Source organism: Streptomyces changchenzhani (assembly GCF_039766235.1).
Classification (GTDB): Bacteria; Actinomycetota; Actinomycetes; order Streptomycetales; family Streptomycetaceae; genus Streptomyces.
This window is the reverse complement of the sequence record NZ_JBDHNH010000001.1, coordinates 670,146-682,834: the sequence shown is the minus strand read 5'-3', so window position 1 is coordinate 682,834 and position 12,689 is coordinate 670,146. Positions and strand designations below refer to the sequence as shown.

Sequence of the window (12,689 nt, the reverse complement as noted above, 5' to 3'; positions counted from 1 at the left end):
TCGTGGGAATCGGTCAGCGGAAGTGATGGCTATGCTGCTGGTCAGCGCATTTCGTCGGTGCCCCACACATCAGGGAAACCGACGAAACGGGTTTCGGCGGGTGACGAAAGTCGCCCACCGGGGCCCGTTTTGCGTTGCCCGGATCAGCTGAGGTTTCGTCAGACCTGGTGGGTGCACGAGCAGTGCCTGATGTCGGATGACCCAGGCCCGCGAAGCAGACACACCTTCGGCCTGGCGGAGACCTTGATCGGGCAAATTGGCATTTCCCCATCGCGTCATTTGGGGAGAAAACGGGCCATCGAGGATCCAGTCATAGATATGTCTGCCGGTCGGTGGCGCGGTCTATTCCGGACAGAGCTCCGCATAGGCCCCACGGAGTTGTCCACAGGGTTGGCCGCAGGCTTGGCCGCAGGGTTGTCCACAGGGGGCGACGGGTGTCGGCGGGCGGCGGTACGGTCGTGAGCAGTTGATGTTGCCGGCCCTGTGGCCGGTGGCCCGTGTGGGATGAGAGCGGGGAGGCGGCGCGCCATGGCTGAGTTTGATACGGCGGTGCCCGAGCAGCGCGTGGATGTTGCGGGCGGGCGGATTCCCGTGGTGCCCGGCTTCGCCCGGCGTCTCGCGGAGGGTGCGACGTCGCCCAAGGCGGAGGGCCGGGCGCTGCGGGCGCGGGTGCCACGGGCCTCGCACGATTCGCTGGTCCTCGCGGTCGAGCGCCCGGACGCGGTGCGGGCGGTGGAGGAGTCGAGCCGGGGCCGCGTTCCCGAGCTGGCTCCGATCCGAATCGGGCGGATGACCGCCTCCCCGTTCGCTTTCCTCCGGGGTGCGGCCGGGCTGATGGCGCACGACCTGGTGGGTACGCCGGTCACCGGGGTGGGGGCGCAGATCTGCGGTGACGCCCACGCGGCGAACTTCGGGCTGTACGGCGATGTGCGCGGCGATCTGGTCATCGACCTGAACGACTTCGACGAGACGGTGGTCGGTCCGTGGGAGTGGGACGTGAAGCGGCTCGCGACCTCGCTGGTGCTGGCGGGGCGTCAGGCAGGGGCCGACGAGGATGTCTGCCGGCAGGCGGCGTTCGACATGGTCGGCGCGTACCGGCGCACGATGCGGCTGCTGGCCGGGCTGCCGGTGCTGGACGCGTGGAACGCCATCGCCGACGAGAAGCTCGTGTCGCACACGGACGCGCGTGACCTGGTCGGCACCCTGGAGCAGGTCTCGAAGAAGGCCCGCAGCAACACCAGTGCGCGTTTCGCCGCCAAGGCGACCGAGCACGGCCCGGACGGCGGTCGGCGCTTCGTGGCCGCGCCGCCGGTGCTGCGGCGGGTGCCGGACGCGGAGGCGGCTGCGGTGGCCGCGTCGCTCGGTGACTATCTGAGGACGCTTCCGGAGGACCGGCTGCCGCTGCTCGCGCGGTACTCGATCCAGGACGTGGCGTTCCGGGTGGTCGGCACCGGCAGCGTCGGGACCCGGTCGTATGTGGTGCTGCTGCTCGACCACCTGGGCGAGGCGCTGATCCTCCAGGTCAAGGAGGCGCGCGCCTCGGCGTTGACGCCGTATCTGCCGAAGGCCGGGTTCGCGGTGCCCAAGGCTGGCCACGAAGGGCGCCGGGTGGTGCTCGGGCAGAAGCGGATGCAGGTGGTCAGTGACAACCTGCTGGGCTGGACGGCGGTGGACGGCCTGCCTTTCCAGGTACGGCAGTTCAGGAACCGCAAGGGCAGCGTGGACCCGGCGGCGCTGGCGGCCGACCAGATCGACGACTACGGGCGGATGACCGGCGCGCTCCTCGCTCGGGCCCACGCGCACAGCGTGGACCCCCGCCTGCTCGCCGGGTACTGCGGGAAGAACGAGGAGCTCGACGAGGCGGTTGCGGCCTTCGCGGTGACATACGCGGACCGGACCGAGGCGGATCACGACGATCTGGTGGCCGCGGTCAAGGACGGACGGATAGCCGCCGAGCCGGGAGTGTGAAGGCGGGTGCGTGAAGGCGGCGGCCCCGGGCGCCCGTACGCTGGACGAGTGACGCAGGAAGCTCCCGGGGAGCCGACGACCCGAAACGACGAAGCACAGGACCGGCAGGCGGCCGAGCAGGGGGCCGCCGGACAGCAGGCCGCTGGGCGGGAAACCGCTGGGCAGGCCATCGGCGAGGAGGCCGACGGGGAACCCGGTGCGCGGGCGGCCGGTGAGCAGGTGGCCGGTGAGCGCGCCGGTCAGCAGGTGGCTGGGCAGGCCGGTGGCGCGGAGCGGCCGGAGGCGCGGCTGGAGAAGGCCGTGCGCGCCGCCGAGCAGGCGCTGATCGAGTTCGAGATCGCGGTGGAGACCTTCCGGGTCGAGGTGGAGAACTTCTCCCGGCTGCACCACGAGAAGCTCGGCCCCATGTACGCGCGCCTCGACGAACTGGACGCGCAGCTCGCGGAGGCCAGGGCCGGCCTGTCCGGCGATCCGGAGGACCTGCGCAAGGCGGACGAGCTGCGGGCGCTGGTTATGCCGATGCCCGGCGTCGAGGAGCTGTTCCACGACTGGATGGACTCGGACGGCCTTTCGCCCGAGGCCTCGGCGATGCTCACCGGCCAGGCCGTGCAGCCGCCGAAGCGGGTCAGGCCCAGCGAGGAGGCGCGCAAGCTCTACCGCGAGCTGGCCCGCAAGGCGCACCCGGACCTGGCGCAGGACGAGCCGGAGCGCGAACGCCGGGACGAGTTCATCACCCGGGTCAACGCCGCCTACGGGCGCGGGGACGTGGCTCAGCTGAAGCAGCTCGCCGCGGAGTGGGCCGCGGGACCGGTGCCCGCGGAGCAGCCGCCCAGCGAGAGCGAAGAGCTCTACGCCCGGCTTGAGTGGCTTTCGCGGCGCAAGGAGCTGCTGTCCCTGATGGCACAGGAGCTGGAGGAGAGTGCCATCGGCGCGATGCTGCGGATGGCGCCCGACGACCCGGACCGGCTGCTTGAGGAGATCGCCGAGCAGTTGCTCGCGCAGGTCTCCGAGCGTGAGCAGGACCTGGCGAAACTGGTGCAGTAGGTTGCGGTGCCGGGACGGGCGACTGTGCCGGACGAATCGCCGTGTACGCCGTGTACTCCGTGTCCGTACGAGAGAAGGCATGACCCATGAATTTCGCTCCGCTCCCCGCCGTCGACGCCGCGAAGGTGCCGTCCGACGGCTTCGTGCTGGACGTGCGGGAGAACGACGAGTGGGCGGCCGGCCACGTCGAGGGCGCTCTGCACATCCCGATGGGCGACTTCGTCGGCCGCTTCGGTGAACTGACCGAAGCCGTGGAGGACGGTCGGCGGGTGCATGTGATGTGCCGGGTCGGCGGCCGCTCCGCGCAGGTCACGCAGTACCTGGTGCAGCAGGGCATCGACGCGGTGAACATCGAGGGCGGAATGCTCGCCTGGGACGGCGCCGGGCGCCCGATGGTCACCGACAACGGCGGCCCGGCCTTCGTCCTCTGAGGTGCGGAGGCCCTGGGACTCTGCGGCCCCGCGGCTTTGAGGTCCTGTGGCTTTTGAGGTCCTGTGGCTTTGAGGCGCTGGGACAGGGCTGAATCAGCCGAGGGGGTGGGCGGCCAGCAGGTCGCCCAACGCCTCCTCGTGCGCCGCCGCGGGGCCGAGCGACAGCTCGATCTGTTTGGCCCACGCGTGGAATCGGTGCAGCGGGTAGTCGGTGTCCGCGCCGAAGCCGCCGTGCAGGTGCTGCGCGGTCTGTACGACGCGGCGTACGCCGTCGGAGGCCCAGATCTTCGCCACGGCGATGTCGCCCGACACGGGCAGGGCGCCGCTCGCCCCCGAGGTCAGCCGCCATGCCGCCTGCCAGAGGGTGACCTCCATGGCGCGCAGGTCGATGTAGCGGTCGGCCGCCTGGACGGCGACGGCCTGGAAGGTCGCGATCGGGTAGCCGAACTGCTCGCGCTTTCCGGTGTATTCGCTCGTCATGGACAGCACACGCTCGCCCAGGCCCAGCGCGAGCGCACAGGTGCCGGTGGTGAGCAGGTCGCGCAGCCACTCCCAGGCGCCCTCGGCGTCGATCACCTCCCGACCGGTGATCCGTACGTTGTCGAGGTGGACCTCCGCGAAGCTCTCGCCGCTGGTGGATACCTGGTCGGCGAAGGTGAGGCCGTCCTGGCCGCGGGGGACCAGGGCGAGCACGGCGCGGCCCTCACCGGTGTGCGCGGGCACGGCGATACGGTCCGCGGTACGGGCCCAGGGCACCCCGGTCTGGAGGCCGTCGAGCACCCAGTCGGTGCCCTCGCGCCGTGCGGTGACGGCCAGTTCGGCGGGGTCGTGGCCGGTGCGGCCGTTGGCGCCGACCGTCAGCACCAGCTCGCCGCGCCCGACGGGGGGAAGGAGCTCGGCGCTCAACTCAGCCTCGGCGTACCGCTCCACGGCCATCGCGACCGCGCTGGTCTCCAGCAGTGGTACGCGGGCAAGCACCTTCGCGGACTCGCGCAGGACCAGGCAGAGCGCGACGGGGTCGAGGCCCGCTCCGCCGTGTTCCGTGCCCAGCACCAGGCTCAGCAGGTCGGAATCGGCGAGCTTGGCCCACAGCGGGCGGTCGAGATCCTCGGCCACCGCGCCCGCGGTGAGCGCGGGGCTCGGTACGCCGTCGGGCGCGACGCCCGAGAAGACCGCCTTCGCCGCCTCAACGGCCGCCTGCTGCTCCTCGGTGAAGGTGAAATCCACGTTCATGCCCTCCCGCGCCCCGGTACCGCGTACATCTGACGGAGCGTCAAGATAGAACACGTTCTAGCAGAAGGGAATGGGGCAGGGCGCAGCCGGGCCCTCAGGGGTCCTGCAACGGGCCTCCGGCGGTCCCTCCGGCCTCGCCTCCCGTGACCGTGGGCGGGAAATCATTGCGCGAACCACGTATTCGACCGGCAGACTGCAACGATGAACGATCGGCCTGACGACGTCCCCGGCGCCCCCACGGCGGCCCCGGCGACGGACTGGATCACCACGCCCATCAGCATGGACCTCCTGCGCGGCGCCCTGGACCTGGAGCGCACCGAGCACGGGGTGCTTCCGCACCGACTGCCCGCCCGAGCCCGTGCGCAGTGCGCCGACGGGCAGCTGGCCATGGCGGAGGCCCAGCCGTCGGGCGTACGGCTGGTGTTCCGCACGCGGGCCACCGCCGTCGAGCTGGATGCTCTGCGCACCAAGAACGCGTACCAGGGCGCCCCACCCCGCCCCGATGGCGTGTACGACCTGTTTGTCGACGGACGGCCGGCCGGGCAGGCCGGTGTGAGCGGCGGCAACGTCCTGATGGTGGACATGACCACCGGGTCCGCCGAAATGCGGCCGGGCCCGGTCGGCACCGCCCGGTTCTCCGGCCTTCCGGACCGCGTCAAGGACGTCGAGATCTGGCTGCCGTACAACGAGATCACCCAGCTGGTCGAGCTGCGCACCGATGCCCCCGTCGAGCCGCTGCCGGAGGGGAACCGCAGGAAGTGGCTGCACCACGGCAGTTCGATCAGCCACGGTTCCGACGCCGCGAGCCCCAGCACGACCTGGCCCGCGCTGGCCGGCTCCCTCGGCGATGTGGAGCTGACCAATCTGGGCCTGGCCGGCAGCGCCCTGCTCGACCCATTCACCGCGCGAGCCCTGCGCGACACCCCCGCGGACCTGATCAGCGTCAAGATCGGCATCAACCTGGTCAACACCGACCTGATGCGCCTGCGCGCCTTCGGCCCGGCGGTGCACGGCTTCCTCGACACCATTCGCGAGGGCCATCCCACCACCCCGCTCCTGGTCGTCTCGCCCGTCCTGTGCCCCATCCACGAGGACACCCCCGGCCCCAGCGCTCCGGACTTCAGCAACCTCAGCGCCGGGAGGATGCAGTTCAGGGCGGCGGGCGACCCCGCGGAACGGGCCGTCGGGAAGCTGACGCTCAACGTCATCCGGGACGAGCTGGCCCGTCTCGTGAAGCAGCGGACAGCCGACGACCCGCACCTGCACTACCTCGACGGCCGAGACCTCTACGGCGAGGCGGACTTCGCCGAGCTGCCGCTGCCCGACCAGCTCCACCCGGACGCCGCCACACACCGCCGCATCGGCGAACGCTTCGCCGCGCTGGCCTTCGGCTCCGGCGGCCCGTTCGCCGACGCCGACCGCGCGTGAGGCCGGACGCAGAGCGCAGTGGCGGTGCCTCAGCGGTCGAAGTCCAACTCCACTTCCGCGGTGGCCGGATGGGACTGGCAGGCCAGGACGTAGCCCGCCTCGGTCTCTTCGAGTTCCAGCGCGTAGTTGCGGTCCATCCGCACCTCGCCGGAGACCAGGAAGGCCCGGCAGGTCCCGCACACGCCGCCCTTGCAGGCGTACGGCGCGTCCGCGCGGCTGCGCAGCACCGTCTCCAGGAGCGATTCCCCGTCCCGCACCGGCCAGTTGCCGGACCGGCCGTCGAGCGTGGCGGTGAGGGTCGCGGCGGTGGGGGGAGCGGCGGTGTGCATGCTGCCGGTGGCGGCCGAGGCCCCGGTGACGCTCGCCGTGCCCGTGCCCGTGCCTGTGCCCGTGCCCGCGCCGTCGTCGTCGTCGACGTGGAAGATCTCCTCGTGGATACGGGTCCTGGCGACCCCGAGGCCGCGCAGCGCCCGCTCGGCGCCCTGGACGAGGCCGAAGGGCCCGCACAGGAACCAGCCGTCGATGTCCGCCACCGGCAGCAGCGCGGGCAGCAGCCCGGCCAGCCGTTCCTCATCGAGCCGCCCGGACGGCAGCCCCGCCTGCTGCTCCTCCCGGGACAGTGCGGTGACCAGCTGGAACCGGTCGGGGTACCGGTCCTTGAGGTCGGCGACCTCCTCCAGGAACATCGTCGAGGCAGCCGTGCGGTCGCTGCGGATCAGACAGAATCTGGCGGATGGCTGCCGCGCCAGCAGCGTCGCCGCGATCGACAGCACCGGTGTGATGCCGCTGCCACCGACGACCGCCGCGAAGTGCCCGGCGCGCGGCTCCAGTACGAAGCGGCCCGTCGGCGCCATCGCCTCGACGGTGTCGCCGACGGACAACTCCTTGAGGGCGTACGTCGAGAACTCGCCGCCGTCGACCAGCCGGATGCCGACCCGCAGCACCGGCTCGGCCGGCTCCTCGGTGGCCGGTGCGCAGATCGAGTACGTACGCCGGATTTCCTCGCCGGCCACGATGCGGCGCAGCGCGATGTGCTGGCCCGGGGTGTGCCGGAAGGCCTCGCGGAACTCGGGCGGCACGGTCAGGGTGACGGCCACCGAGTCGTCCGTGAGCCGCTCGACCTCGCGGACCCTCAGCGGGTGGAACATCTACAGCTCCTTGAAGTGGTCGAACGGCTCGCGGCAGGCCACGCAGCGGCGCAGCGCCTTGCACGCCGTGGAGGAGAACCGGCTGAGCAGCTCCGTGTCCGTCGACCCGCAGTGCGGGCAGCGCACCGACAGGGCGAGGGGCACCGGGCCGCCGCCGACAGGCTGCGGGCGCGGTGGGGCTATGCCAAACTCGGCGAGCTTGCGGCGGCCCTCGGCACTGATGTCGTCCGTCGACCAGGCCGGGGACAGGACCGTGACGACCGACACCTCCGCTATGCCGTTCTCGTGGAGCACGCGCTCGATGTCCGAGGACATCGCCTCGATCGCGGGGCAGCCGGTGTACGTCGGTGTGAGCTCGACCTCCACCCGGCCGGGCCCCGACACATGCAGGGTGCGCAGGACGCCCAGCTCCTCCAGCGTGATCACCGGCAGCTCCGGGTCGGGCACGGCGCCGACGAGCCGGCGCAGCCGCGTCTCCAGGGCGGTGGCGGTCACCATGACGCCCCCGGGTGGCTGCGGTGCAGGTGCTGCATCTCGGCGATCATCCGCCCGAACGACTCGGTGTGCAGCCCCTTCCGACCCGCTCCGGCCGCCCAGGCGCCGCTCTGCGGGCCTTCGGGCACGGTCAGGGTCGCCGCCCGCCCCAGGACGGCTGTGACGGACGTGTGCCAGTCGGCTTGCAGCTCCTGGAAGTCCGCTTCGACGCCTTCGACGGGCTGGAGCATCTCCCCGGTGAACCGCCACAGCGCGTCACAGGCCTGCTGCATCCGCCGGTGGCTCTCGGCGGTGCCGTCGCCGAGGCGCATCGTCCACTGCTCGGCGTGGTCCCGGTGGTAGGCGACTTCCTTGACCGCCTTGGCCGCCAGCGGGGCGAAAACTCCGTCGCCGGAGGCCAACTGCCCGTAGAGCAGATGCTGGTAGGTGGAGAAGTAGAGCTGACGGGCGATGGTGTGCGCGAAGTCGCCGTTGGGCTGCTCGACCAGTTGCAGATTGCGGAAGGCGCGCTCCTCGCGGAGGTAGGCCAGCTCGTCCTCGTCACCGACGAGGGTGAGCAGCACCCGGGCCTGCCCCAGCAGGTCGAGCGCGATATTGGCGAGGGCGACGTCCTCTTCCAGGGCCGGGGCGTGGCCCGCCCACTCCCCCAGCCGGTGCGACAGCACCAGGGCGTCGTCGCCCAGGGCGAGAGCCGCGGGTGCGAGTACGGCGGTCACAGGTGCTGCACCCCTTCCGGGATCTCGTAGAACGTCGGGTGCCGGTAGACCTTGTCGGCGGCCGGCTCGAAGAACGGGTCCTTCTCGTCGGGGGAGGACGCGATGATCGCCGAGGACGGCACCACCCACAGCGAGACGCCTTCGGATCGGCGTGTGTACAGATCGCGGGCATTGCGCAGGGCCATCTCCGCGTCCGGGGCGTGCAGGCTTCCCGCGTGGGTGTGGGACAGCCCGCGACGCGAGCGCACGAATACCTCCCACAGCGGCCAGTCGGTGCTGCTCATGCCCGTGCCTCCCCGTGCTGCTCAGTGGTCCTGTGCTCGGTGGTCCCGTGCTCAGCTATCCCGTCTGCTGTGGTCCGGTGCTCGGTGGTCCGGTGCTGTGTGGCCCGGTGTGCGGTGGTCCGGTGTGCGGTGCTCGGGTCGTGCTTCGTGGCGTACGCGGACGCCGCTTCCCGGACCCAGGCACCCTCTTCGTGCGCCCGGCGGCGCTGGGTGATCCGCTGCTCGTTGCACGGGCCGTTGCCCTTGAGGACGTCTCGGAACTCGGCCCAGTCGATCGCGCCGAAGTCCTGGTGCCCGCGCTCCTCGTTCCACTTCAGGTCCGGGTCGGGGAGGGTCAGCCCCAGCGCCTCGGCCTGCGGGACCGCGATGTCCACGAAGCGCTGGCGCAGATCGTCGTTGCTATGCCGCTTGATCTTCCAGGCCATGGACTGCGCCGAATGCGCCGACTCGTCGTCCGGCGGGCCGAACATCATCAGCGACGGCCACCACCAGCGGTCCACCGCGTCCTGCGCCATCTCGTGCTGCGCCGGCGTGCCGTGGCTGAGGGTGAGCAGCAGCTCGAAGCCCTGGCGCTGGTGGAAGGACTCCTCCTTGCAGATGCGGACCATCGCGCGGGCGTAGGGCCCGTACGAGCATCGGCAGATCGGCACCTGGTTCGTGATCGCTGCGCCGTCCACGAGCCAGCCGATCGCGCCGACATCGGCCCAGGTCAGCGTGGGGTAATTGAAAATCGACGAGTACTTCTGGCGGCCGGAGTGGAGCTTGTCGAGCAGCTCCTCGCGGCTGGTGCCCAGCGTCTCGGCGGCGCTGTACAGATACAGCCCGTGCCCCGCCTCGTCCTGCACCTTGGCCATCAGGATCGCCTTGCGCCGCAGTGAGGGCGCGCGCGTGATCCAGTTGGCCTCTGGCTGCATGCCGATGATCTCGGAGTGGGCGTGCTGTGCCATTTGCCTGACCAGGGAGGCCCGGTAGGAGTCCGGCATCCAGTCGCGCGGCTCGATGCGCTCGTCCGCGGCCACGGCGGCGTCGAACGCCGCCTCGTACGCCGCGGTGCTGTCGGCCGCCCGATTCCCTGCCGCTTTCTCGGCCGCCGTCCAGTGCGCAGGTGCTGTGGCCATCCGAGCCCCCTTCCGTCCCTACCGACCGATCGTTCGGTTCGCTGACTTCAATGGTCAGCCGGAGGCCCGTAGGGTGTCAACCCTGTGGATAACTTGCTGTGGATCTCGGGGATCGGGGCGGGATGGATTCGTACGACGACAGGGGCGTGATCGCCGGGCAGGATCCGGGGCCCGCACCGGACACCGCGCGAGGCTCCGACGTACCGAACGGCATCGCCGCGCTGTCCCTCCCGTACCAGGTCGCGGCCGCTGTGGCGCTGGCTCTCGTCGGAGTGCTCGCCTGTGTGCACCTCGGGATGGTCTTCCTGCATGTCGCCCCCTCCAACACCGTCAGCAAGCAGAACGGTGAGCTGATCGACGACTGGATCTACCCCGAGTTCGAACAGAACTGGAAACTTTTCGCGCCCAATCCGCTTCAACAGAACATCGCCGTGCAGGCACGCGCCCAGATCCGTACCGCCGAGGGTGAGTGGCGGACCACCGAGTGGGTCGATCTCTCCGCCCAGGACGGCGCCGCGATCCGCGGCAATCCGCTGCCGAGCCACACCGTGCAGAACGAACTCCGCCGCGGCTGGGACTTCTATACCGGCTCGCACGACAGCGCGAACAAGGCGAACGGCATGCGCGGCGCGCTCTCCGAGCGCTACATCCGCCGCATTGTGATGCTGCGCCTCGCGCACCTGGACGTGGGCGGCAAAATCTCGCGGATTCAGGTCAGGTCCGAGACGACCGGAGTGCAGGCCCCGCCGTGGAGCAACGAGAGGACCAACACCAAGCCGGTCCACCGGGTCCTCCCGTGGTGGCCGATCGCCGAGGCGGACCTGCCCGCGGGGGCGCGCACGGAGGTGACCGAGTGAGCGCGTTCAACCGCACGCTCGGCGACGCCGTCCAGCGTGTCACCTCCACCGCCCTCGGCCCGTACCAGAGCGCTGTCGTGCGGATCGGCTTCTCCGCGACCTGGCTGCTCTTCCTGCTCCGCGAATTCCCGCACCGCCGCGAGCTCTACGGACCCGACGGGCCGTGGGGCTGGGACATGGCCCAGCAGCTGATAGCGGGTAACCACGCCTTCACGGCGCTGATGTGGTCGGACAGCGCGCTCTGGTTCGAGCTCGTCTACGTGTTCGCGCTCCTGTCCGCACTGCTGCTGATGCTCGGCTGGCGCACCCGCACCATGTCGGTGCTCTTCATGATCGGTGTGCTCTCGCTGCAGAATCGCAGCATCTTCATGGGCGACGGCGGCGACAATATCGTCCACCTGATGGCCATCTACCTGGTGTTCACGCGCTGTGGTCAGGTGTGGTCGCTGGACGCGCGGCGCGCGGCCGACGCCGGTCGCCAAGGTGTCGACCGGGTGGGCCCCGCCCTGTGGGCCGTCCTCGGCCTCGCCCTCGCCGTGGTCACGTTCATGGGCGAGCTCAGCTGGGGCTGGACGGTCGTCCTCTGGGGGCTGTGGGCCGTCCACGGGCTGTGGTGGGCGGTCAACCGCCACGCGCCGGGCGAGCCGCGCACCCTGCTGGACGTGTTCGCCAACCTCGCGCACAACGCGGGTCTCTTCGTGATCATGGCGGAGGTCTGCCTGGTCTACGCGACGGCGGGCTGGTACAAGATCCAGGGCTCGCGCTGGCAGGACGGCACCGCGCTCTACTACCCGCTGCACCTCGACTACTTCTCCCCCTGGCCCGCGCTCTCCGGGCTGCTCGCCTCCAGCGGGGTGATGGTGCTGCTGCTGACGTACGGGACGGTGGCGGTCCAGGTCGCCTTCCCCTTCACCCTCTTCAACCGCCGGGTCAAGAACGTCCTGCTCGCGGTCATGATCACCGAGCACGCGGGCATCGCCCTGCTGCTCGGTCTGCCCTTCTTCTCGCTGGCGATGATCGCGGCCGACGCGGTCTTCCTGCCCACGGTCTTCCTGCTGTGGGTCGGTGGCCGGGCGGCGCGGGGGCGCGACCGGATCCGGGCGGCGACCCGGCGGGACGGTGCGGAGCCCGAGCAGCGGTCCGAGGGCGCGGAGGCGGACCGTACGCTCGTCGGGTGAGCAGCGACATCCCAGGCCCCGGGCCTGACACGGAACCCGTCCAGTCGGGCCCCGGGCCCGATGCGGAACCCATCCAGTACGACGAGGGCTTCACGGCGCCCGAGATCGGCGTGGGCCCGCATCCGCGGCCGTGGCCCGAGGGGGAGCGGTACGACCCCGAGCTGCTGGCCGCCGGCGACCGGCGCAATGTGGTCGACCCGTACCGCTACTGGCGGCGTGAGGCGATCGTCGACGACCTGGACACCCGGCGCCACGAGTTCCATGTGGCCGTGGAGAACTGGGGCCACGACTTCAACATCGGCTCTGTCGTGCGGACCGCCAACGCCTTCCTCGCGAAGGAGATCCACATCGTGGGGCGGCGGCGGTGGAACCGGCGGGGTGCGATGGTCACCGACCGGTATCAGCATGTGCGCCATCACCCCGGCACGGAGGATCTGACGGCGTGGGCGGCGGCCGAGGGGCTGCCGATCATCGGGATCGACAACCTCCCTGGGTCCGTACCGCTGGAGCGGACCGAACTGCCGCGGCGGTGTGTGCTGCTCTTCGGGCAGGAGGGGCCTGGGCTTACCGCGGAGGCGCGGGAGCATGCGGCGATGGTGTGCTCCATCGCGCAGTTCGGGTCCACGCGGTCGATCAACGCGGGGGCGGCTGCGGCGATCGCCATGCATGCGTGGGTGCAGCGGCATGCGGCTATCTCTGGGGGCGCGGGGGCCCTGTCGGGCTGAGTGCGGGTGCGGGTGCGGGTGCGGGGCGCGGGTGGGGTCGTGGGGCGGGTTGCGGGTGCCGGTG

Annotated in this window: 13 protein-coding genes; 7 read left to right on the top strand and 6 right to left on the bottom strand. The window is 71.0% G+C overall.

The annotated features are described in order from the left end of the window. Positions 1-528: 528 nt before the first annotated feature. The 3 genes from ABCR94_RS03345 to ABCR94_RS03335 all read left to right on the top strand — a co-directional run bounded on the left by ABCR94_RS03345 (position 529) and on the right by ABCR94_RS03335 (position 3,443). Positions 529-1,968, top strand: coding sequence for a DUF2252 domain-containing protein (locus ABCR94_RS03345; protein WP_347117433.1), 1,440 nt, complete (start codon positions 529-531; stop codon positions 1,966-1,968). Positions 1,969-2,016: 48 nt separating this feature from the next. Beyond that, positions 2,017-3,012 (top strand): J domain-containing protein, encoded by a 996-nt coding sequence (locus ABCR94_RS03340; protein ID WP_347117432.1) that lies wholly within the window; start codon positions 2,017-2,019, stop codon positions 3,010-3,012. 86 nt (positions 3,013-3,098) lie between these two features. Continuing rightward, positions 3,099-3,443 (top strand): rhodanese-like domain-containing protein, encoded by a 345-nt coding sequence (locus tag ABCR94_RS03335; protein ID WP_347117431.1) that lies wholly within the window; start codon positions 3,099-3,101, stop codon positions 3,441-3,443. Positions 3,444-3,536: 93 nt separating this feature from the next. Here the strand turns inward: ABCR94_RS03335 and ABCR94_RS03330 are convergent, their stop codons facing one another. Next, positions 3,537-4,670 carry an acyl-CoA dehydrogenase family protein gene (locus tag ABCR94_RS03330; protein ID WP_347118441.1) on the bottom strand — a complete coding sequence of 378 codons (1,134 nt, stop codon included), beginning with the start codon at positions 4,668-4,670 and terminating at the stop codon, positions 3,537-3,539. A gap of 207 nt (positions 4,671-4,877) precedes the next feature. On the opposite strand from ABCR94_RS03330, the gene ABCR94_RS03325 reads away from it, so the two are divergent. Further along, positions 4,878-6,104 carry an SGNH/GDSL hydrolase family protein gene (locus ABCR94_RS03325; protein WP_347117430.1) on the top strand — a complete coding sequence of 409 codons (1,227 nt, stop codon included), beginning with the start codon at positions 4,878-4,880 and terminating at the stop codon, positions 6,102-6,104. A 29-nt stretch (positions 6,105-6,133) separates the two neighbouring features. Here ABCR94_RS03325 and ABCR94_RS03320 read toward each other — a convergent pair whose 3' ends face one another. The 5 genes from ABCR94_RS03320 to paaA are packed head-to-tail and all read right to left on the bottom strand — an operon-like array spanning position 6,134 to position 9,865. Continuing rightward, entirely contained in the window at positions 6,134-7,252 is a 1,119-nt protein-coding gene (locus tag ABCR94_RS03320) for a 2Fe-2S iron-sulfur cluster-binding protein (RefSeq protein ID WP_347117429.1), read from the bottom strand. Then, positions 7,253-7,750, bottom strand: coding sequence for a 1,2-phenylacetyl-CoA epoxidase subunit PaaD (gene paaD, locus ABCR94_RS03315; RefSeq protein WP_347117428.1), 498 nt, complete (start codon positions 7,748-7,750; stop codon positions 7,253-7,255). It abuts the gene before it with no gap. Continuing rightward, the gene (gene paaC / locus ABCR94_RS03310; protein WP_347117427.1) at positions 7,744-8,463 is read right to left on the bottom strand and encodes a 1,2-phenylacetyl-CoA epoxidase subunit PaaC; all 720 of its coding nucleotides are present in this window, start codon (positions 8,461-8,463) and stop codon (positions 7,744-7,746) included. Before paaC ends, paaD begins: the two co-directional genes overlap by 7 nt. Further along, positions 8,460-8,747: a 1,2-phenylacetyl-CoA epoxidase subunit PaaB gene (paaB, locus tag ABCR94_RS03305; protein ID WP_347117426.1), complete on the bottom strand. Its 288-nt coding sequence runs from the start codon at positions 8,745-8,747 to the stop codon at positions 8,460-8,462. The genes paaC and paaB overlap by 4 nt, the downstream gene beginning before the upstream one ends. After that, positions 8,744-9,865: a 1,2-phenylacetyl-CoA epoxidase subunit PaaA gene (gene paaA, locus ABCR94_RS03300; RefSeq protein ID WP_347117425.1), complete on the bottom strand. Its 1,122-nt coding sequence runs from the start codon at positions 9,863-9,865 to the stop codon at positions 8,744-8,746. Before paaA ends, paaB begins: the two co-directional genes overlap by 4 nt. A gap of 122 nt (positions 9,866-9,987) precedes the next feature. On the opposite strand from paaA, the gene ABCR94_RS03295 reads away from it, so the two are divergent. The 3 genes from ABCR94_RS03295 to ABCR94_RS03285 are packed head-to-tail and all read left to right on the top strand — an operon-like array spanning position 9,988 to position 12,625. Beyond that, a complete protein-coding gene (locus ABCR94_RS03295; protein WP_347117424.1) occupies positions 9,988-10,722 on the top strand; it encodes a DUF5819 family protein in 735 nt (244 codons plus the stop codon). Next, positions 10,719-11,900: an HTTM domain-containing protein gene (locus ABCR94_RS03290; RefSeq protein WP_347117423.1), complete on the top strand. Its 1,182-nt coding sequence runs from the start codon at positions 10,719-10,721 to the stop codon at positions 11,898-11,900. The genes ABCR94_RS03295 and ABCR94_RS03290 overlap by 4 nt, the downstream gene beginning before the upstream one ends. A gap of 8 nt (positions 11,901-11,908) precedes the next feature. Next, complete coding sequence (locus tag ABCR94_RS03285; protein ID WP_347118440.1) at positions 11,909-12,625, top strand: TrmH family RNA methyltransferase; 717 nt, start codon at positions 11,909-11,911, stop codon at positions 12,623-12,625. The last annotated feature ends 64 nt before the right edge of the window (positions 12,626-12,689 follow it).

Excerpts from the sequence above, each read along its gene's own strand:
- ABCR94_RS03345 (WP_347117433.1), top strand. The coding sequence starts at position 529 with ATGGCTGAGTTTGATACGGCGGTGCCCGAGCAGCGCGTGGATGTTGCG.
- ABCR94_RS03335 (WP_347117431.1), top strand. The coding sequence starts at position 3,099 with ATGAATTTCGCTCCGCTCCCCGCCGTCGACGCCGCGAAGGTGCCGTCC.
- ABCR94_RS03325 (WP_347117430.1), top strand. The coding sequence starts at position 4,878 with ATGAACGATCGGCCTGACGACGTCCCCGGCGCCCCCACGGCGGCCCCG.
- ABCR94_RS03320 (WP_347117429.1), bottom strand. The coding sequence starts at position 7,252 with ATGTTCCACCCGCTGAGGGTCCGCGAGGTCGAGCGGCTCACGGACGAC.
- paaD (WP_347117428.1), bottom strand. The coding sequence starts at position 7,750 with ATGGTGACCGCCACCGCCCTGGAGACGCGGCTGCGCCGGCTCGTCGGC.
- paaB (WP_347117426.1), bottom strand. The coding sequence starts at position 8,747 with ATGAGCAGCACCGACTGGCCGCTGTGGGAGGTATTCGTGCGCTCGCGT.
- paaA (WP_347117425.1), bottom strand. The coding sequence starts at position 9,865 with ATGGCCACAGCACCTGCGCACTGGACGGCGGCCGAGAAAGCGGCAGGG.
- ABCR94_RS03295 (WP_347117424.1), top strand. The coding sequence starts at position 9,988 with ATGGATTCGTACGACGACAGGGGCGTGATCGCCGGGCAGGATCCGGGG.